The organism is Qipengyuania rhodophyticola, from assembly GCF_042493225.1.
GTDB lineage: Bacteria > Pseudomonadota > Alphaproteobacteria > Sphingomonadales > Sphingomonadaceae > Erythrobacter.
In genome coordinates, this window is record NZ_CP170454.1 from 1,972,663 (window position 1) to 1,991,547 (window position 18,885).

General features: G+C 58.0%; 18 protein-coding genes. 11 read left to right on the plus strand and 7 right to left on the minus strand.

The window, feature by feature from the left end; translation table 11 throughout:
- Positions 1-19 precede the first annotated feature (19 nt).
- Both ACFCXQ_RS09395 and ACFCXQ_RS09400 read right to left on the minus strand, forming a co-directional pair.
- On the minus strand, positions 20-613 hold the full coding sequence (locus ACFCXQ_RS09395) for an FMN-dependent NADH-azoreductase (protein ID WP_379549981.1): 594 nt from the start codon (positions 611-613) through the stop codon (positions 20-22).
- A gap of 73 nt (positions 614-686) precedes the next feature.
- On the minus strand, positions 687-1,400 hold the full coding sequence (locus ACFCXQ_RS09400; protein WP_379549983.1) for a pirin family protein: 714 nt from the start codon (positions 1,398-1,400) through the stop codon (positions 687-689).
- Positions 1,401-1,513: 113 nt separating this feature from the next.
- Here ACFCXQ_RS09400 and ACFCXQ_RS09405 point away from each other — a divergent pair, with 113 nt between their 5' ends.
- A complete protein-coding gene (locus tag ACFCXQ_RS09405) occupies positions 1,514-2,407 on the plus strand; it encodes a LysR family transcriptional regulator (protein WP_379549985.1) in 894 nt (297 codons plus the stop codon).
- Here the strand turns inward: ACFCXQ_RS09405 and ACFCXQ_RS09410 are convergent.
- The 5 genes from ACFCXQ_RS09410 to ACFCXQ_RS09430 all read right to left on the minus strand — a co-directional run bounded on the left by ACFCXQ_RS09410 (position 2,396) and on the right by ACFCXQ_RS09430 (position 7,141).
- A complete protein-coding gene (locus ACFCXQ_RS09410; protein ID WP_379549987.1) occupies positions 2,396-2,800 on the minus strand; it encodes an STAS/SEC14 domain-containing protein in 405 nt (134 codons plus the stop codon). The genes ACFCXQ_RS09405 and ACFCXQ_RS09410 overlap by 12 nt on opposite strands.
- A 57-nt stretch (positions 2,801-2,857) precedes the next feature.
- Positions 2,858-3,496, minus strand: a complete 639-nt coding sequence (locus ACFCXQ_RS09415; protein ID WP_379549989.1) for a glutathione S-transferase — start codon at positions 3,494-3,496, stop codon at positions 2,858-2,860.
- Entirely contained in the window at positions 3,493-4,515 is a 1,023-nt protein-coding gene (locus ACFCXQ_RS09420; RefSeq protein ID WP_379549991.1) for a rhodanese-related sulfurtransferase, read from the minus strand. Before ACFCXQ_RS09420 ends, ACFCXQ_RS09415 begins: the two co-directional genes overlap by 4 nt.
- A 352-nt stretch (positions 4,516-4,867) precedes the next feature.
- Positions 4,868-5,947, minus strand: a complete 1,080-nt coding sequence (locus ACFCXQ_RS09425) for a branched-chain amino acid aminotransferase (RefSeq protein ID WP_379549992.1) — start codon at positions 5,945-5,947, stop codon at positions 4,868-4,870.
- Between the two features lie 618 nt (positions 5,948-6,565).
- Entirely contained in the window at positions 6,566-7,141 is a 576-nt protein-coding gene (locus ACFCXQ_RS09430; RefSeq protein ID WP_379549994.1) for a hypothetical protein, read from the minus strand.
- 35 nt (positions 7,142-7,176) lie between these two features.
- Here ACFCXQ_RS09430 and ACFCXQ_RS09435 point away from each other — a divergent pair, with 35 nt between their 5' ends.
- The 10 genes from ACFCXQ_RS09435 (at position 7,177) to ACFCXQ_RS09480 (ending at position 18,830) form a co-directional block, all read left to right on the plus strand.
- Complete coding sequence (locus ACFCXQ_RS09435; protein ID WP_379549995.1) at positions 7,177-7,926, plus strand: TlyA family RNA methyltransferase; 750 nt, start codon at positions 7,177-7,179, stop codon at positions 7,924-7,926.
- Positions 7,927-7,993: 67 nt separating this feature from the next.
- Positions 7,994-9,526, plus strand: a complete 1,533-nt coding sequence (locus ACFCXQ_RS09440; RefSeq protein WP_379549997.1) for an acyl-CoA carboxylase subunit beta — start codon at positions 7,994-7,996, stop codon at positions 9,524-9,526.
- Positions 9,527-9,779: 253 nt separating this feature from the next.
- Positions 9,780-10,214: a methylmalonyl-CoA epimerase gene (mce, locus tag ACFCXQ_RS09445; protein WP_379549998.1), complete on the plus strand. Its 435-nt coding sequence runs from the start codon at positions 9,780-9,782 to the stop codon at positions 10,212-10,214.
- 111 nt (positions 10,215-10,325) lie between these two features.
- Positions 10,326-11,111, plus strand: coding sequence for an enoyl-CoA hydratase-related protein (locus ACFCXQ_RS09450; protein ID WP_379550000.1), 786 nt, complete (start codon positions 10,326-10,328; stop codon positions 11,109-11,111).
- A 45-nt stretch (positions 11,112-11,156) separates the two neighbouring features.
- Positions 11,157-13,310, plus strand: a complete 2,154-nt coding sequence (gene scpA, locus ACFCXQ_RS09455) for a methylmalonyl-CoA mutase (RefSeq protein ID WP_379550001.1) — start codon at positions 11,157-11,159, stop codon at positions 13,308-13,310.
- Positions 13,307-13,633: a hypothetical protein gene (locus tag ACFCXQ_RS09460; protein ID WP_379550003.1), complete on the plus strand. Its 327-nt coding sequence runs from the start codon at positions 13,307-13,309 to the stop codon at positions 13,631-13,633. The genes scpA and ACFCXQ_RS09460 overlap by 4 nt, the downstream gene beginning before the upstream one ends.
- 27 nt (positions 13,634-13,660) lie before the next feature.
- Complete coding sequence (locus ACFCXQ_RS09465) at positions 13,661-14,968, plus strand: O-acetylhomoserine aminocarboxypropyltransferase (protein ID WP_379550005.1); 1,308 nt, start codon at positions 13,661-13,663, stop codon at positions 14,966-14,968.
- Positions 14,965-15,987: a biotin synthase BioB gene (bioB, locus tag ACFCXQ_RS09470; protein WP_379550006.1), complete on the plus strand. Its 1,023-nt coding sequence runs from the start codon at positions 14,965-14,967 to the stop codon at positions 15,985-15,987. The genes ACFCXQ_RS09465 and bioB overlap by 4 nt, the downstream gene beginning before the upstream one ends.
- Complete coding sequence (locus ACFCXQ_RS09475; protein WP_379550008.1) at positions 15,950-16,789, plus strand: heme-dependent oxidative N-demethylase family protein; 840 nt, start codon at positions 15,950-15,952, stop codon at positions 16,787-16,789. Before bioB ends, ACFCXQ_RS09475 begins: the two co-directional genes overlap by 38 nt.
- 1 nt (position 16,790) lies before the next feature.
- Positions 16,791-18,830 carry a biotin carboxylase N-terminal domain-containing protein gene (locus ACFCXQ_RS09480; protein ID WP_379550010.1) on the plus strand — a complete coding sequence of 680 codons (2,040 nt, stop codon included), beginning with the start codon at positions 16,791-16,793 and terminating at the stop codon, positions 18,828-18,830.
- Positions 18,831-18,885 lie beyond the last annotated feature (55 nt).

Below are 18,885 nucleotides of genomic sequence, written 5' to 3' on the forward strand. Positions count from 1 at the left end.
CGTTTCAGATTCTGTAAGGTCAGGCTGCGATAGCGTGCGCGGTCTGTGTGGCGATGGCGACTTTATCCTCGCCATTCGCGCCCATGATTCCGTCGGCGGCGATCACCTCGACGTCAGCGATGCCAAGAAACCCAAGGAAGTGGCGCAGCCACGGCGTCATAAAATCGATCTCGCTGTCGACAGGTGTTCCGCCCGAAGCCAATGCGATATAGGCCTTTTTACCCTCGAGTAGGCCGACCGGGCCGTTTTCGGTATATTTGAAAGTGGTGCCTGCGCGCGCAACCAGATCAGCCCATGCTTTGACCGATGCAGGGACGCCAAAGTTGTAGATCGGCACACCCAGAACGACGGTGTCAGCGTCCTGAAGTTCGGCGATCAGCGTATCGGAAATGGCGGCCAAGTCCTGTTGTTCCGGCGTGCGCTCGGCTGGGTCTGTGCCGTTTGCTGCGAACCGCTCAGCGCTGACGAAGGGTAGGTCGTTCGCGCTCAAATCCCGTTCGACAATCGCGGCGCCCGTCTTTTCACTGAGGCCGTTTGCGATGATTGAGGAGAGCGTGCGCGAGGTTGATGCCTCGCCGTGAATGCTAGCGGTGATGTGAAGGATCTTTGTCATGGGAAATACTCCGGTTTTGTAGAAAAGTTGCCCCCTACCTTTAGGGAGTTGAGAGGGGGCAAGGGGGGTGAAATCAGGCTGCGTCGACCAGCACGAGTTCGCTGTCTTCCAGCGCAGTGATGGTGATGCTATCCTCATCGGTGATCGCAACGCCATCGCGGGCTTCGGCTGCAATTTCGCCGATTTTCACTTTGCCCGTTGCAGGCACCAGATAGAGGTGACGGCTTGCATCGCGGGGTGTGTATGTCACGATTTCGCCTTCCTTGATCGTTGCACCTAGCACGCTTGCGTCCGTTCGGATCGGAAGCGCATCACTGTCATTTTTGGACGCACCGATATTCCCGCTGGCTAGTGTTACAAATTTGTCTGCACGGTCACTCTTCGGAAATGGGCGCGCGCCCCAGCTTGGCTCGCCGCCGCGTTCATCTGGAATGATCCAAATCTGGAAGATCTGCGTATCGCTGTCTTCCAGATTATACTCAGAATGTTGTATTCCTGCGCCCGCGCTCATGACTTGGACATCCCCGGCTTCAGTGCGGCCTTCATTGCCCATGCTGTCGCGATGCGTGATCGCGCCTTTGCGGACATAGGTGATGATTTCCATGTCGCTGTGCGGGTGGGTAGGGAAGCCCGTGCCTGCAGCGATTGTGTCATCATTCCAGACGCGCAGAGCGCCCCAATTGACGCGGGCGGCATCGTGATAGCTGGCGAATGCAAAGTGATGATGAGCATCAAGCCAACCGTGATTGGCAGAACCGAGGCTGTTAAATGGACGACGTTCGATCATGGCATTTCTCCTATTGGAGTGAGTGTGTGCCAAGAGAGATAGGCGCAGCGGCCTGCGTGTATAACTGCGATAAAACTTGCCAAAATGTTCAGAATATCCGAACATAACTGTCGATGAAGCTCGGTGACCCCACTCTCGATCAATTGCGGATTTTTCTCGCCGTGGTGGAGGAAGGCAGCTTTGGCGCGGCTGCACGCCGCATGGGGCGGGCTATCTCTGCGATCAGCTATGGCATAGCGCAGATGGAAGCGCAGCTGGACGTCACACTGTTTGCGCGGGAGGGTTCCCGCAAGCCACAGCTAACCGAAGCGGGGCAAGGGCTCTTGGCGGAAACCCGAAAGGTCGCGGACGGGGTGGATGCTTTGCTGGCCAAGACGCAAAGCCTGCACGCAGGCCTCGAGAGTGACGTTTCGCTAGTGGTTGATGTCATGGTGCCGGGTGAGGTGACAGCACAGGTCTTGCGCGCATTTCGCGATCATTTCCCAACGATTGCGCTCAATCTGCGGGTCGAGGGGCTGGGCGCGGTGGCGGCTTGTCTGCTCGATGAGGGTGCTGGCCTCGCCATTGGCGGGCCGGTTATTGGAGATCACCCGGCTTTGGAAAGGCAGGTTGTGGGATCGGTGGAGCTGATCCCGGTCGCCGGGCCGGATCACCCGCTTGCCAAGCCCAAGGTGAAACCTGGTGAAAGCCGCGAGCAGCTGCAGCTGATCCTGTCGGATCGCTCGCCGCTCACCGAGGGACGCTCGTTCTCGGTCCTCAGCCCGCTGACCTGGCGGCTGGGTGATCTTGGCGCGAAGCATGCTTTGCTGAAAGAGGGTATCGGCTGGGGCAATATGCCGCGACACATGGTGGCTGAGGATCTGTTGAGCGAGCGTTTGGTGGAGCTAGACTTGCCCGAAAAGCCGGGCGACATGTACACGTTGAGTGCTCTGTGGCGGCGCGATGCACGGCCCGGCCCAGCGACAAGTTGGTTGATTGATGCGCTAAGAGAGCAGCTAAGCGGCTGATGCGTGCGGTTCTCTGTTTTCACGAAGCCAATTCAGAGCCTCTGCTTTGGTTTCGAAAAACTCAACGTTAACACCTTGGCTCAAGCGTCTATATTGCGTGCGCACGAGAGTCGACGCACCAAAAATCGCGACCCGTTTCAGTCCGAACTTTTGCGCCGTTAGCAAATGGTCGCGGATCGCTGCCGTTGTGTCCCGATCTTGTGCAACGAAATCGGTAAAATCGACGAGAGCATAGATCGGAGAGCGATCTTTGACGAAGGGCATTGAGACCTCGTTGACCTCATCAAAATATGCCTGGATTGTCTCAACGTTCCAAAAGCCGCTGAGCATGGAATGCGTTTCGCACTGCTGCTTCAGGAGCGAGACTTTATAGATGGGATCTAGATTTTCCATGCTACGAGCGTAGTGAGAAAAGGTAAATTCGGGGTGAAAGCTCTCTGTGACCCCACGCTAGGGCCCAAATATAGTTGGCTGATCACCCGCTTTCCACGGAACATATTTAGGCATGACGCTCTTGAAAAGGTCAGAGGCGAGATGGCTTTCCAGCCAGCTTTGCAAATGCGGCAGAGGCTGCGCGTCAAACCAAGCGCGATCCGTATTTGCAAATTGCCGGATGAATGGGAATAGAGCGATGTCCGCGAGGCTACGGGTCTCGCCGCAGAGTTGCGCTTGGCCGGAGAGACGCGCGTCGAGGTCGCTGAGAATGACTAGGCCTTCCGCGCGGTGATCTGTGCCATCCGCTTCATCAGCATAACGGCTGGGATATTTGTAGCGGTCCAAATGATGCTTGAACGGCCCATCATTGCGCTCGATCAGCTCGGCATCATCGCCAGCCAGCCAGCCTTCCGGATCGTTCTGCGCGAGTGCCCAGCGCATGATGTCGATGCTTTCCTCCAGCACCGGGCTATCGAAAGATACCAGAACTGGAACGGTTCCCTTTTCTGAAGCTTCGAACAAGGCAGGGGGCTTGTCCGCCAGCTTCACCTCTCGCAGGATCACTTTTATGCCCGCCGTCCACAGCGCCATTCTTGCCCGCATTGCATAGGGACAACGGCGGAAGGAATAGAGGATTGGCGGGTGCTGCGTCACTTGCGGTCCTTTGGGGTGTCCAGCGAGAGACCGCCGCTCGGAAAGTTTACCTCCCAGCTTTCGCCATCCTCAAATCCGTCCTTCGGCGCGCGCTCCACCGTCGCGCCAACATGCGCTTCGCCGCGTTCTTTTGCGAGCTGTTGCTGGCGCTGCCGCTCCATATAGCGGGCGCGCTGCGCATCATCGCGCTTGTCAATACAGTGCGGGCAGCTGACCCCCGGAGCGTATGCGTCGGAGGCCATTTCTTCTTCGGTCAGCGGCATACGGCAAGCGAAACACTGTCCATAGCTGCCAAGTTCTAGCCCGTGTTTGACGGAAACCCGTTGGTCGAAGACGAAACACTCGCCCTCCCATTTGCTGTCTTCTTCCGGCACATTTTCAAGATATTTCAGGATGCCGCCCTTAAGGTGGAACACGTCCTCGACGCCCTCTTTGCGTAGGAAGCTGGTCGATTTTTCGCAGCGTATCCCGCCGGTGCAAAACATCGCGACTTTCTTCTTGCCTGCGAGCAGCTCTTCGCGGTTCTCGCGAAACCATACCGGGAAATCGCGAAAGCTCTTGGTCTGCGGGTTGGTCGCGCCTTCAAATGTCCCGACCGCGACCTCATAATCATTGCGGGTGTCGATCACGATGGTGTCTGGATCGCTGATGAGCGCGTTCCAATCTTGCGGATCTACATAGCGCCCGACGCTGTGCGTGGGGTCGATGTCCGGCTCGCCCATAGTGACGATTTCGCGCTTTGGCCGTACTTTCATGCGGTTGAACGGCATTTCGTCCGCGTGAGAGAACTTAACCTCCAGATCGGCGCAGCCGGGGATTTTCCGAATGTAATCGAGGACGCTCGCAATGGCATTCTCGCCGCCCGCTATGGTGCCGTTTATACCTTCGTTAGCGAGCAGAATTGTCCCTTTGATCCCAGCCTCCTCGCACACTGCGAGCAGCGGTTCTTTCAGCGCTAGCGGCTCATCAAATCGCGTGAAGTGGTACAGCGCAGCAACGGTGATGGGGGGCGTGTTCATGGCTTCGTCTTTTTCGGGAGACCGCAGCCCTCTGGGGCAACAGTAATGGATTGATTGTGCTTAAGTAACGCGATGCGCTTACCCGCCTTACATGCCCCCGAGTGGTAGTCTTTTATGTTCAGGGTCATGGTTGTGCCATCATCAAACCTAACAGAAACCCTGGGCGAATGAGAGCGCCCTCGGATATATGTTCCTGCTTGTGTGACTTCTGCGAAGATTGTTTCGGCCCCATTGAACCTTGCTGGCTGATCGGGACCGTTAAAGTACCAAATCAATGCTGCAATTGACAAGAAAGTGCCCAGCAAGAACGTTTTTGGGCTTCTCCAAAACGAAGACTTTAGCGGGTCTTTACTCACCCGAGCCTCATCACCCATCCATGGGTGTCTTCGATGCTTCCGCGTTGAATGCCAACCAGCCGTTCACGGATTTTGCTGGTGAGCTCGCCGGGGCCGCCATTGCCGATGACAAATTCACCGTCCTTGCTGTCGACTTTGCCAACTGGCGTAACGACGGCTGCTGTGCCGCATGCCATGACTTCGACCAGATCGCCGCTCGCCGCATCCTCGCGCCATTGGTCAATCGAATAGGGTTCCTCGCGCACATCGCGGCCCTCTTCGCCGAGCAGTTTCATCAGGCTTTCGCGCGTAATGCCGGGCAGGATCGTTCCGGTCAGCGGCGGCGTGATGACTCGTCCATCGCGCATGACGAAGAACAGGTTCATGCCGCCCAGTTCCTCGACCCACTTTTTCTCGACCGCATCGAGGAACAGCACTTGGTCATGGCCGCGTTCGAACGCCTCTCCAGTAGGCACAAGGCTGGCCGCATAATTCCCGCCGGTTTTCGCCGCCCCAGTGCCTCCGGGCGCCGCGCGGGTGTATTCGGACTGCCAGATGCTCACAGCCGGCACACCTGATTTGAAGTAATTGCCCGCTGGGCTGAGGATCACAACGAACTTGTATTGCGTGGCGGGACGAACCCCCAAAAATGCCTCGGTCGCGAACATGAATGGGCGGATGTAGAGCGAGCCGCCCTCAACGGCTGGGAACCAGTCTTTGTCCGCCGCGACCACATATTGGATTGCCTCAAGGAACAGGTCTTCAGGTAATTCAGGCATCGCCATGCGGCGTGCGCTGGCATTGAAGCGCCGTACATTCTCTTGAGGTCGGAACAATGCCATGCCGCCATCAGCTTGACGGTAAGCTTTCATCCCCTCGAAGATCTCCTGCGCATAATGCAGCACGCTCGCCGCGGGATCGAGCGCTATTGGTTCGCGCGGGCCCAGTGAGGCCGCATGCCAGCCGCCCTTTGCTTCGTCATAATCGATAACGGCCATGTGATCAGTGAAGACCTTGCCAAAACCGGGGTCTGCGATGAGCCCATCGCGGGTCTGTGCATCAGTTGGCGCGGGGTGAGGGATGCGAGTGAATTCCATGCGTGTGCGGGTAATGTGTGCCGCGCGCCGGGGCAATATGGTTTTTTGTTTGTTTGGCCTCAGGCGCGGGAGTCTTTTGTTTACGCAGCACCTCCGTGCTGCGGTATCCTCGCGGCTTGCGGACAAGTCCGCGCCGCCGCGGACGGCCCTTGGCCTTGCGAGCCCTGCGGGCTCGAACCTGTACGGTCCGCCATCGGACGGACCGCAAGCGCGACTGCGCGCCCGAGCTTATGCGAGGATAGCCAAGCGGACGGACGTGAGCGCTGGCGCTTGAAGCTATCAAATAATGAGAAGGGCGGTCCTCACCGAAGTAAGGAACCGCCCTAAACATGGTCAGCGGCTGGAAGTGCCGCTCACAAAGCCTTTATCGGTGAAGTAAGGTCACCGATAATGCCTCGTGTGGAAACTTGCCAACCTCTCTACTGAACCATGAGACATTGGATCACCTCCTTTCGCGCTATTGAGCTAGAGCCGCGTTTCACCGGGGCCCAAGACCCGCGTTCGCCGCTGATCTTGTTTTGCAATCTGATTCGTTTGGACGTGAAAAACAAGCCTTGTAAAAAAGTTTTCCCGCGTCAGAATGTGAGGTCTGGGCAGCGCTAAATCGCAGTGCCCTTTTTACCGGCAATCCTCGATAACCCGCGTCACCTCGCCCCATGCGGGGAGGTAGAGCACGGGCTTGCCAGACACCGCTATGGCGAACCGGCCGCGCGTCAAAGCAATTGCATCGAGCAGCGGGTCCTGCGCCGATAATTCTGCGGCATAGAGCGGTTGGCTGCTTGCTCGGGTCGAAGCAATCAGCATACGATCATTGGTTTCGGCCTGAATTTTCATCTGAATTTGCGGCGTAGTGCCTGCGGTGAATTGGCCGATGCCAACCATTCGAGTGCCCAGATCGCAGCGAATGATTGCCGCTGGTGCCTCGCGGGACGTACTAAAAATGGCAAAGCTTTCTGACCTCTCGCGCTCGTATTCCCAGTCTCCGGCTGTTTGTGCTTGGTCGAGCCAATTGCCCGGTATGGCAGGAACAGCGGGTGGACTGGGAATTTCGACAACTGGTCTTGTAGGCTCAGGTGCCGGAGCCGCAACGGATGCTGATGTGGCCGCAGGGGGCGGCGCAGCACTAGGAATACACGCCGCGAGGCCGAAAGTGGCAGCAAGTGCAGCAGATGCATAGAGATAAGTCGATTTCATTCGCTCTCCATTGCCCGCTGCTATTGATTCGTCCAATGGCTTTTGCCGTAATGCCGAAAAAACGCCTTGATCAGATGCTTGTTGACCGCGGATTGGTCGAAAGCCGCACGCGTGCGCAGGCGCTGGTGATGGCGGGGCTGGTCTTTTCTGGCGAGCGAAAGCTTGAGAAGCCGGGTCAGCAATTGCCCGAGGATGCTCCGTTGGAGGTGCGCGGGCGCGACCATCCGTGGGTCAGCCGGGGCGGGATTAAACTGGCCCATGCGATTGAGCATTTTGCCCTTGATCCGGCGGGCGTCACTGCGATGGATATTGGCAGCTCAACGGGCGGCTTTACAGACGTGCTGCTACAAGGCGGCGCGGAGCACGTCTTCGCGGTCGATAGCGGGACCAATCAGCTTGCGTGGAAGCTGCGTCAGGATGAGCGCGTTACCGTTCTGGAGCAGACCAGCGCGCGTATTCTCACGACCGATCACATCAATCGCGACTGCAACTGGGTGGTGTGCGATGCGAGCTTTATCGGCCTTGCCAAAGTGCTTGAGCGCCCACTGGAACTCGCCGCGCGCAAATGCCAATTGGTCGCACTGATTAAGCCGCAATTTGAGGTCGCACGCGAAGAAGTCGGGAAGAAGGGCGTCGTCAGCGATCCTGCGCTGCACACCCGTGTTTGCGATGAGGTTCGCAGCTGGGTCGAAACCCAAGGCTTCACCGTACAAGGCATCGTACAAAGCCCGATCACCGGTCCAGAAGGCAATGTCGAATTTCTGATCTCCGCATGCCGGACTTAACCACCAATGTTGACGCTGGCGGCTCTCGCTCGCTAACCGCTTTCAAACAGTTCTCTAGGGGAAATCAATGTCCGCCAATATCGCTGAAATGGAACGCCGCCGAGAAGCCGCTCATATGGGCGGCGGACAAAAGCGGATCGATGCGCAACATGCCAAGGGCAAGCTGACCGCGCGCGAACGGCTCGACGTATTGCTCGATGAAGATAGCTTTGAAGAGCTGGACACTTATGTCGAGCATGACTGCACCGATTTCGGCATGGAAAAACAGAAGATCCCCGGCGACGGCGTGGTCACAGGCAGCGGCACGATCAATGGCCGGCTGGTCTATGTTTTCTCTCAGGATTTCACGGTGTTCGGCGGCTCTCTTTCCAAACGGCATGCGGAAAAAATCTGCAAGGTGATGGAAACCGCGATGAAGGTGGGCGCCCCGGTTATCGGTCTGAATGACAGCGGCGGCGCGCGCATTCAGGAGGGTGTGGCGAGCCTCGGCGGCTATGCCGATGTGTTCCAGCGCAATGTGCTGGCAAGCGGCGTGGTGCCGCAGATTAGCGTCATTATGGGGCCATGCGCTGGCGGCGCGGTGTACTCGCCCGCAATGACCGACTTCATCTTTATGGTGAAGGATTCGAGCTATATGTTCGTCACCGGCCCAGACGTAGTGAAGACCGTGACCAACGAAGTCGTCACGCAGGAAGAGCTGGGCGGGGCGGTCACGCACACCACCAAGACCAGCGTTGCCGATGTCGCGTTCGAGAACGACATCGAGACTCTGCTGGCGGTGCGTGATTTCTATGACTTCCTGCCGCTGTCCAACCGCGAGGAAGTACCAGAGCGACCGACATCCGACCCGTGGGACCGGCAGGAGGACAGCCTCGACACGCTGATCCCCGACAATGCCAATCAGCCCTATGATATGCATGAGGTGATCCGCAAAACGCTCGACGAAGGCGACTTTTTCGAGGTTCAGCCAGCACATGCGGGCAACATCATTTGCGGCTTTGGCCGGGTTGAAGGACGCACAGTGGGCGTGGTCGCGAACCAGCCAATGGTGCTGGCGGGCGTGCTCGACATCAACTCATCGAAAAAAGCCGCGCGTTTCGTGCGCTTCTGCGATGCGTTTGAGATCCCGATCCTGACCTTTGTCGATGTGCCCGGCTTCCTGCCCGGGACCGATCAGGAGCATAATGGCATCATCAAACACGGCGCGAAGCTGCTGTTCGCCTATGCCGAGGCGACGGTGCCGAAGATCACCGTGATCACCCGCAAGGCCTATGGCGGGGCGTATGATGTGATGGCGAGTAAGCACTTACGCGGCGACCTTAACTACGCATGGCCGACGGCGGAGATCGCGGTGATGGGCGCGAAGGGGGCGGTGGAGATTATTTTCCGCCAGGACCGCGATGATCCCGACAAGATCGCCGAGAAAACGGCAGAATATGAAGACCGCTTTGCCAACCCCTTTGTGGCGGCGCAGCGCGGCTATATTGACGAGGTGATTTACCCGCACTCAACCCGCAAGCGCATCACTCTTGGGCTTCGCAAGCTGCGCAATAAGCAGCTCGAAAACCCGTGGAAGAAGCATGACAATATTCCGTTGTGATTCAAGTACTTGAAGAGCTTAAGGCCCTCTTGTGGGAGGAGTGGGATCCAATCGGTGTGAACACTACAGATTGCCCGAACGACGAATATGACAGTTATGCGTTCCGGCTTCTTACCATGCTAAATTCTGGTGCGACACGTGATGAGATCGTCAATTACCTTGCTTGGGTTGAAACAGAGCACATGGGCTTAGGCTCGACAGATATACACGGAAGTATAGCTGATAAAGCAGTTAGAATTTTCGAGGAAACGAAATGAAACTCGGTAGATTGAATCACATTGGCGTTGTTGTGCCGGATATGGACGCGGCGACCGCGTTTTGGCGCGATGTTATGGGCGCGACGAGCTTTCACGATGCGGATGTTCCGCAGGATGGCCTCAAGATCATCTTTGTCGATACGCCAACCCATAGTGGTATGGACGGCACGCAAATGGAGCTGATCCAACCGCTCAATGACGAGACTGCGGTGAGCGCATTCCTCGCCAAAAACCCATCGGGCGGACAGCATCATGTCTGTTTTGAAGTGCCTGATATCGAGGTCGCCCGCGCAGAATTCGAAGCGCAGGGCAAACGCGTGCTCGGCCCGACCCGCATTGGCGCGCATGGCACACCGATCTTCTTCGTCCACCCCAAGGATATGGGCGGCATACTGACAGAAATACTGGAGACGCCAAAAGACGCGCACTAAGGCTGACCGCTGTCGACGCCGCGCGCCGTAGCGGACTTGCCAGCATCGGCAATCCGCGCCAGTGTCAGTGGCGAAACGAAACTCTACGAGATTGCCCGAGGGGAGAGCCACTTGTCCTACGAAACCATTGTCGTCGAAAATGACGGTCCGCTCAAAACGATCACGCTGAACAAGCCTGATCGCCTGAATGCGATGGCGCCGCAGATGGCCGATGAAATTGGCGAGGCGTTTTATGATCTGGGCGATGCGCGGGCCGTGCTGATCACAGGTGAGGGCAAGGGATTTTGCTCCGGTGCGGATTTGTCGGCACGCGGCGACGGCAGTGCGCTCGGCTCAAAAGGCGGTAGCCATCAGGCGCTGCAAAACCACTATAACCCCGCGATCAACCAAGTGCTGCGCGCGCCCGTTCCGGTGATCTGCGCAGTCAATGGCCCGGCGGCTGGCGTTGGCTGTTCGCTGGCGCTTGCGGCGGACTTCACGATTGCGGCGAAGCGGGCCTATTTCCTGCAAGCCTTCGTCAATATCGGCCTTGTGCCCGATGGCGGCTCGACATGGCTCCTGACCCGCGCAATTGGCCGCGCGCGTGCAACACGGATGATGATGCTGGGCGAGAAAATCGGCGGAGAGCAGGCCGAGGAATGGGGCCTCATTTACAAATGCGTTGAGGATGATGCGCTGATTAGCGAAGCGCGCGTTTTGGCGGAAAAGCTGGCCAATGGGCCGACGCTGGCGCTTAAGACCATGAAGCAGAATATTGCCGTCGCGCTCGACGGCACTGTGCAGCAAGTCCTCGTGTCGGAAGCCGAGGGGCAGCGCCTTGCTGGCGCCAGCGCTGATGCAATGGAGGGCGGAATGGCCTTCCTGCAAAAGCGGCAGGCGGAATTTAAGGGAAAGTAGCCCCAGCATCTTTTCCCGCACGGCAAGTGTGTTAAGAGCCGCGCCATGAGTGAAAAACCGACTGTATCCGACTGGGAAGCGCTTGCGAATAAGGAATCACGTGGGCGTGATCTGACGCGTGCCATGCCTGAAGGCTTTACGATCAAACCGCTCTACACGGGCGAAGACACCGCCGATCTCGATCCTGGTCTTCCCGGCTTTGCCCCATTCACACGCGGGGTGAAGGCCAGCATGTATGCTGGGCGCCCTTGGACGATCCGGCAATATGCGGGCTTTTCCACGGCTGAGGAATCCAACGCTTTTTACCGCCGCAATTTAGCGGCTGGGCAGAAGGGGCTGTCGGTCGCTTTCGATCTCGCCACGCACCGCGGTTATGACAGCGATCACCCGCGCGTGGTTGGCGATGTCGGCAAGGCAGGCGTTGCGATTGATACCGTCGCAGATATGGAAATTCTGTTCGACCAAATCCCGCTCGACACCATGTCGGTCAGCATGACGATGAACGGCGCGGTGATCCCGGTGATGGCGTTTTACATCGTCGCGGGCGAGCGTCAGGGTGTGTCGGCGGAGCAGCTTTCCGGGACCATTCAGAACGATATTCTCAAAGAGTTCATGGTCCGCAATACCTATATCTATCCGCCTGAGCCGAGCATGCGGATCGTCTCAGATATCATTGCATATACCTCTGCCAACATGCCGAAATTCAACAGCATTTCTATCAGCGGCTATCACATGCATGAGGCTGGCGCGACTGCAGTGCAAGAGCTCGCTTTCACCATCGCCGATGGCAAGGAATATGCCACCCGCGCGATGGCGACGGGCCTCGATATTGATGCCTTTGCCGGACGGCTGTCGTTCTTCTTCGGTATTGGCATGAACTTCTTCATGGAGATCGCCAAACTGCGGGCGGCGCGCACGCTTTGGTACAGGGTCATGGATGGACTTGGCGCGAAATCCGAACGCTCCAAAATGCTGCGCACGCATTGCCAGACGTCTGGCGTGTCGCTGCAAGAGCAGGACCCTTACAACAATGTGATCCGCACGACGGTGGAGGCGATGGCCGCAACGCTGGGCGGCACGCAAAGCTTGCACACCAATGCGCTTGATGAAGCGATCGCCTTGCCGACCGATTTCAGCGCGCGGATTGCGCGGAATACGCAGCTGGTGCTGCAAGAGGAAAGCGGCATAACCGATGTCGTCGATCCGCTAGGCGGTAGCTATTACATAGAGGCGCTGACCGCAAAATTGGTCGAGGAATCGGAAGCGATTATGGCCGATGTAGAGGCGGCGGGCGGAATGACCGCTTACGTCGCGACCGGCAAGCCAAAGGCCGCGATTGAGCGTGCGGCGGCGGAGAAACAGACCGGCATTGATAAGGGCGAGACGGTGATCGTCGGGGTGAACAAATATCGCCTCGCCGAAGAAGAGCAGATCGAAACCCTTGAAGTCGACAATCACGCGGTGCGTACCGGTCAGATCGCGCGTCTTGCCGAGGTCCGTAAGGGCCGCGATGAGGCCGCATGTCAGACCGCACTCAAGGCTTTGACTGAGGGCGCTGCGGGCGATGGCAATGTGCTCGCGCTGGCGGTGGAAGCTGCGCGGCATGACGCGACTTTGGGCGAGATTTCCTCCGCGATGGAAGAGGTGTTTGGCCGCCATGATGCGACGCCAAAGCCGGTCACGGGGGTCTACAAAACCGCCTATGAATTTGACCAGCGCTGGGCGCAGGTGACCGACGGTGTTGCAGCGGTTGAGCGCCGCTTTGGTCGCAAGCCCAAGATTATGGTCGCGAAAATGGGGCAAGATGGCCACGATCGCGGCGCGAATGTTATCGCGAGCGCCTTTGCCGATATGGGGTTTGAGGTCGTCTCCGGACCGCTGTTCCAAACCCCGCAAGAGGCGCGCGATATGGCGCTGGAGAATGGCGTGGACATCATCGGTTGCTCATCGCTCGCGGCGGGGCATAAGACGCTGATCCCGGAACTGATCGGCTTGCTGAAAGAGGCTGGACGGGCCGACATCAAGGTGACGGCGGGCGGCGTTATCCCGCCACAGGATTATGACTTCCTGCGCGATAAAGGCGTTGCGGGCATTTATGGCCCCGGCTCCAATGTGGTGGAATGCGGCGCGGATATGCTGACGCTGCTGGGCCACAATATGCCGCCTGCGGGCGAGGATTTAGATGAGGCAGCGGAGTGACCGAGATTGAGGCCGAGGATTGGATTGTTGATCGAGGACACGACGTTCTCACGAAGCAGTCAGAGGCAGGATCAGAAGCGCTAACTCCCTATGAACGGATGGTTCTTCACCTCTGGTACGTCGATTACTGCATGCGCAATGCTGGCGATCTCGCCAACCTTGAAGAGCTTTGCGAAGATTGTCTGAACCAGGCTGCCAGGGTGGCACAGACGCTGAACTTACCTAGAACCGTGGCGTTGTTTGCCAAGGACAGAGAGGCGATTGAGCAGAATTACCTTACTGATATCGGTGCGATCGTGACTGAACTAGCTCAGATCGACTGAAGCACCCAATCCAGAAGAGATCGAAGAATGACCGACTTACCTCCTGAAACCCGTCCCGAAACCCTCGCAGTTCACGCAGGCTGCGAACCTGATCCGACCACCAATGCGCGGATCACCCCGATTTATCAGACTGCGAGTTATGTTTTTGACAGCCCAGAGCATGCGGCGAACCTGTTCAACCTGAGCGAGTTTGGGAACATCTACTCGCGGATAATGAACCCGACCAATGACGCGCTGGAGAAGAAGATCACCGCGCTTGAAGGGGGCGTCGGCGCATTGGGAGTGGCATCAGGGCACGCGGCGCAGCTGATCGCGTTTCACACGCTGATGGAGCCGGGGTGCAACATCGTCGCGGCGAAAAAGCTTTATGGCGGATCGCTTAACCAACTGGGCGAAGCGTTCAAGAAATTCGGCTGGGAAACCCGCTTTGTTGATGCCGATGATCCGGAAAATATCCGCGCGGCGATGGATGACAAGACGCGCGTTGTCTTCATCGAAAGTCTTGCCAATCCCGGCGGTGTGGTGAGCGATATTGAAGCCATCGCGAACATCGCGCATGCGGGGGGTGTGCCGCTGATGGTCGACAACACCATGGCCACCCCGGCGCTGTGCCGCCCGTTTGAGCACGGCGCGGACATTGTGGTGCATTCGACCACCAAATTCCTCAACGGACATGGCAATGCGATTGGCGGAGTGATCGTCGATAGCGGCAAGTTTGATTGGAAGGCGCAGGGAGGCAAATACCCCTCGCTGACCCAGCCCAATGGCTCGTATCACGGCGCGGTGCTTACCGATGCGCTGGAACCGATTGGCCCGATTGCGTTTATCATCGCCTGCCGCGTGCTGGGTCTGCGCGATTTGGGGCCAGCTATGGCACCAATGAACGCCTTCCTCGCGCTGACCGGAATGGAGACGCTGCAGCTGCGCATGGAGCGGCACTGCTCCAACGCAAAGGCGCTCGCTGAGTGGCTGACTGAGCATCCGCAAGTGGAGTGGGTCAGCTATGCCGGCCTGCCCGATAATCCTTACCACCCCCATGCGCAGAAATATCTCGGCGGGCATGGCGGCGCGGTGTTCACCTTTGGTCTCAAGGGCGGATATGACGCCGGGGTCAAGCTGGTCAGCGGCGTCAAACTGTTCAGCCATCTGGCGAATATTGGTGACACACGTTCGCTAGTCATTCACCCGGCCTCCACCACGCATAGCCAGCTTGAGGGGCAAGAATTGATCGACGCAGGCGCGGGGCCAGACGTGATCCGTGTATCGGTCGGGATTGAGCATATTGACGACATCAAGGCCGATTTGGCGCAAGCACTGGAGAATACTGAGGCGTGACCGACATTCGCACCGACTGGACCCGCGAAGAGATTGCGGCGCTGTTCGACCTGCCCTTTACCGAGCTGTTGTTTCAGGCCGCGAGCACCCACCGCGAAAACCATCCGCCAGAGCAGGTTCAGCTGTGCACTTTGCTGTCGATCAAGACCGGCGGTTGCCCGGAGGATTGCGGCTATTGCAGCCAATCTGTGCATGCAGACAGCGGGGTTAAGGCGACCAAGCTGATGGATGTGCAGGAAGTGCTCCAACGTGCGGCGCAGGCCAAGGACGCTGGCAGCCAGCGGTTCTGCATGGGCGCGGCGTGGCGCAACCCGAAAGATCGCGACATGCCCGCAATCATCAAGATCGTCGAAGGCGTGCGCGAGATGGGACTGGAGACCTGCATGACGCTGGGCATGCTCACCCCGAAACAGGCCGATATGCTGGCCGAAGCGGGGCTCGACTATTACAATCACAATATCGACAGCAGCCCGGAATATTACGAGCGGGTGATCAGCACGCGCGGCTTTGATGAGCGGATTGAGACGCTCGATCACGTGCGCGGTGCGGGCATTAATGTGTGCTCTGGCGGCATTGTCGGCATGGGCGAAACGCGGGAAGACCGGGTTGGTTTTGTGCATGCTCTGGCGACTTTGGAAGCGCATCCGGAAAGCGTGCCGGTCAATGCGTTGGTGCCGGTTAAGGGCACTGTGCTGGGCGATATGCTGGCCGACACGCCGCTAGCGAAGATCGACGACATTGAGTTTGTGCGCACCGTTGCCGTGGCGCGGATCACTATGCCAATGAGCATGGTGCGTCTGTCTGCTGGCCGCGAATCTATGTCTGAGGCGACGCAGGCGCTGTGTTTCCTTGCGGGCGCGAATTCGATCTTCACCGGCGACAAATTGCTCACCGCGCCCAATGCAGGCGACGATAGCGATGGAGCGTTGTTCGCAAAACTGGGTTTAACTGCGCTCAAGCAAGAGGAGCCTTTGAGGATCAATGAGCGCGCGTGCAGAGCGAGCGAGCCTGCGGAGTAACGTGCCTCTCGGCTTTTCAGTCGATGCGTTGCTGCCCAAGGCGCGTGGCGGCGGGCAGCTAAAGATGGGGCTGGTCAAGCTAGGCGAGCAGGAATGGCTACAGCCTGACCCTGATTTAGCGGCGCGGACAGCGGGCTTTGATGATTTCCCCCAAGGTATCCAACTGACGCAAGGGGCGGACGCGCCGGGGCGCGAACTCGCAACTATGCTCGGCGTGGAGGGCGCACTGCCGGATGCTGCGCTCGCCGCACATGAGGATATGTGCTTGCTTACCCGCACGGTGGATGAGGATGTGTATCGCCTGATCGGAGCGGCAGTCGCCTGGCCGAGCGATTGGCGTCCAGCGGATAAAATGGGGCTGCCTTTGCGCGCGCTGCATGCGCCGATTGCTGGCTATGAAGAGCTGCTGGCGAGCGGTGTCGATCATTTCATGGCGAAGCTCCAGCCGGGCCAGATTTATGGCCGCTGCAATTGGTTTATCGCGCCCACCGGAGCAATGCGTTGGATCGCGGGAGCAAACCCAGAAGACGACTTTGCTCATGTTTCGCCGGATAATGTTGGCGATACCCTTTTCGTCCGTTCAGAACGCCAGACGCTAAGACGGTTGCCAGAAACAGGCGCAATCCTTTTCACCATCGGCATTTATGTCGACCCGCTCGGCAAGCTCAGCCCGCCCAACATTGTGGCACTTTCATCCGCTGTGCGAAACCTTGTCGAAGGCGAGGGTGAACGACGCGGCGCGGGGGCTTACGCGGACGCATTAATCGGCTATGCGAAACAGCACAAAGGGGATGCAGACTAGCATGTTCAAAAAGATACTGATTGCTAATCGCGGCGAAATTGCCTGCCGTGTTATTAAGACTGCGCGCCGGATGGGGATCGCTACGGTCGCGGTTTACTCCGATGCCGATGCGCGAGCGCCGTTTGTTCGCATGGCCGATGAGGCAGTGCATATTGGTCCGCCGCCCGCTGCGGAAAGCTATCTGATTGCAGACAAGATCATTGCGGCGTGTAAGGAAACCGGGGCTGAGGCGGTGCATCCTGGCTATGGTTTTCTCTCCGAACGCGCCAGCTTTGTTGAGCAGTTGGAGGCGGAAGGCATTGCCTTTATCGGGCCGCCTGCTGGCGCGATTGCGGCCATGGGCGACAAGATCGAGTCCAAGAAGCTCGCCAAAAAGGCTGGCGTCAATGTGGTGCCCGGCTTCGTCGGCGAAATCCGCGACACGGCGCACGCAATCGAGATATCGAATGACATCGGCTATCCGGTGATGATGAAGGCCTCTGCTGGCGGCGGGGGCAAGGGCATGCGGCTCGCCTATTCGGACAAAGATGTTGAGGAAGGCTTTGAGGCAACCAAGCGCGAAGGGCTAAATTCGTTTGGCGATGACCGCGTTTTCATTGAGAAGTTCATCCTTGATCCGCGCCATATCGAGATTCAGATCCTCGGCGATAAGCATGGCAATATCCTCTATCTGAATGAGCGCGAATGCAGCATTCAGCGGCGACACCAAAAGGTCGTGGAGGAAGCGCCATCGCCATTCGTTACTCCCAAAATGCGCAAGGCAATGGGCGAGCAATGCGTCGCTCTGTCAGCGGCGGTGGATTATCACTCAGCAGGTACTGTGGAGCTTATTGTCAGCGGAGCGGATAAGACCGGCGAGAGCTTCTACTTCCTCGAAATGAACACGCGGCTTCAGGTGGAGCATCCCGTGACGGAAGCGATCACGGGCGTCGATCTCGTCGAGCAGATGATCCGTGTGGCGGCTGGCGAAAAACTGGAAATGACACAGGAAGATATCTGCATTGACGGATGGGCAATTGAGAACCGTGTCTATGCCGAGGATCCTTATCGCGGGTTCCTGCCATCAACCGGGCGATTGATAGAGTATCAGCCGCCGCTAGAAGGCTGGAGCGACGACGGTAGTGCGAACGGCCGACGCGGCGTGGACGGCGTTCGCGTGGATGACGGCGTCTATGAGGGCGGCGAAGTGTCCATGTTTTACGATCCGATGATCGCCAAGCTAATCACTTGGGGCCAGACGCGGGAAAAGGCCGCTGACATGCAGATCGAAGCGCTTGATGCTTTTCGGATTAAGGGGCTGGGACACAATGTCGATTTTCTCAGCGCGATTATGCAGCATGACCGCTTCCGCTCGGGCGAGCTGACCACGGGCTTTATTGCTGAGGAATATCCTGATGGCTTCACCGGTGCGCCTGCATCTGACAATCTGAAAAGTGGGCTTGTGGCAATTGCTGGGGTGATTGCAACCGCCGATGCCGACCGGGCGCGCCGGATTGACGGGCAGCTGAGCGGCGATCTTTACCCGCCCGGTGACTGGACCATAACGCTGGACGGGCAGGACTATCAGGTTGTGCTCGAAGAGGACGCGGTGACCGTAGATGGTGACCCCGTAATGCTCGATATGATCTACACGCCTGGCGAGGTGATGGTTGATGTCGATCTGGGGGGCACAGAGGAAGAGCCGGGCGAAGCGATGACTGTTCAGCTTGCGCCGACGCGCTCAGGTTATGCGATCACCACGCGGGGTGCGACGCATGACCTGCGGGTTCTGCAAACCCGTATTGCGCATTTGGCGAGCCACATGATTGAGAAGATCCCGCCGGATCTCTCAAAAATGCTGATCTGCCCAATGCCCGGACTGCTTGTGAAACTACATGTGGGCGAGGGGGAAGAGGTTCAGCCTGGACAACCGCTTGCGACTGTCGAAGCAATGAAAATGGAGAACATCCTCCGCGCGGAAAAGCAGGGAACTATCGCCAAGATTAACGCCGATGAAGGTGAAAGCCTGGCCGTTGATGCAGTTATCATGGAGCTCGAATAACGATTTATTTTGAATGCGCGTAACATATTGATAGTTTTGCGCTCCTGATAACTCC

Bases quoted from the DNA above. Each gene is read 5' to 3' on its own strand.
- ACFCXQ_RS09395 (WP_379549981.1), bottom strand. From the start codon at position 613: ATGACAAAGATCCTTCACATCACCGCTAGCATTCACGGCGAGGCATCA.
- ACFCXQ_RS09400 (WP_379549983.1), bottom strand. From the start codon at position 1,400: ATGATCGAACGTCGTCCATTTAACAGCCTCGGTTCTGCCAATCACGGT.
- ACFCXQ_RS09405 (WP_379549985.1), top strand. From the start codon at position 1,514: ATGAAGCTCGGTGACCCCACTCTCGATCAATTGCGGATTTTTCTCGCC.
- ACFCXQ_RS09410 (WP_379549987.1), bottom strand. From the start codon at position 2,800: ATGGAAAATCTAGATCCCATCTATAAAGTCTCGCTCCTGAAGCAGCAG.
- ACFCXQ_RS09420 (WP_379549991.1), bottom strand. From the start codon at position 4,515: ATGAACACGCCCCCCATCACCGTTGCTGCGCTGTACCACTTCACGCGA.
- ACFCXQ_RS09425 (WP_379549992.1), bottom strand. From the start codon at position 5,947: ATGGAATTCACTCGCATCCCTCACCCCGCGCCAACTGATGCACAGACC.
- ACFCXQ_RS09430 (WP_379549994.1), bottom strand. From the start codon at position 7,141: ATGAAATCGACTTATCTCTATGCATCTGCTGCACTTGCTGCCACTTTC.
- ACFCXQ_RS09435 (WP_379549995.1), top strand. From the start codon at position 7,177: ATGGCTTTTGCCGTAATGCCGAAAAAACGCCTTGATCAGATGCTTGTT.
- ACFCXQ_RS09440 (WP_379549997.1), top strand. From the start codon at position 7,994: ATGTCCGCCAATATCGCTGAAATGGAACGCCGCCGAGAAGCCGCTCAT.
- mce (WP_379549998.1), top strand. From the start codon at position 9,780: ATGAAACTCGGTAGATTGAATCACATTGGCGTTGTTGTGCCGGATATG.
- scpA (WP_379550001.1), top strand. From the start codon at position 11,157: ATGAGTGAAAAACCGACTGTATCCGACTGGGAAGCGCTTGCGAATAAG.
- ACFCXQ_RS09465 (WP_379550005.1), top strand. From the start codon at position 13,661: ATGACCGACTTACCTCCTGAAACCCGTCCCGAAACCCTCGCAGTTCAC.
- ACFCXQ_RS09475 (WP_379550008.1), top strand. From the start codon at position 15,950: ATGAGCGCGCGTGCAGAGCGAGCGAGCCTGCGGAGTAACGTGCCTCTC.
- ACFCXQ_RS09480 (WP_379550010.1), top strand. From the start codon at position 16,791: ATGTTCAAAAAGATACTGATTGCTAATCGCGGCGAAATTGCCTGCCGT.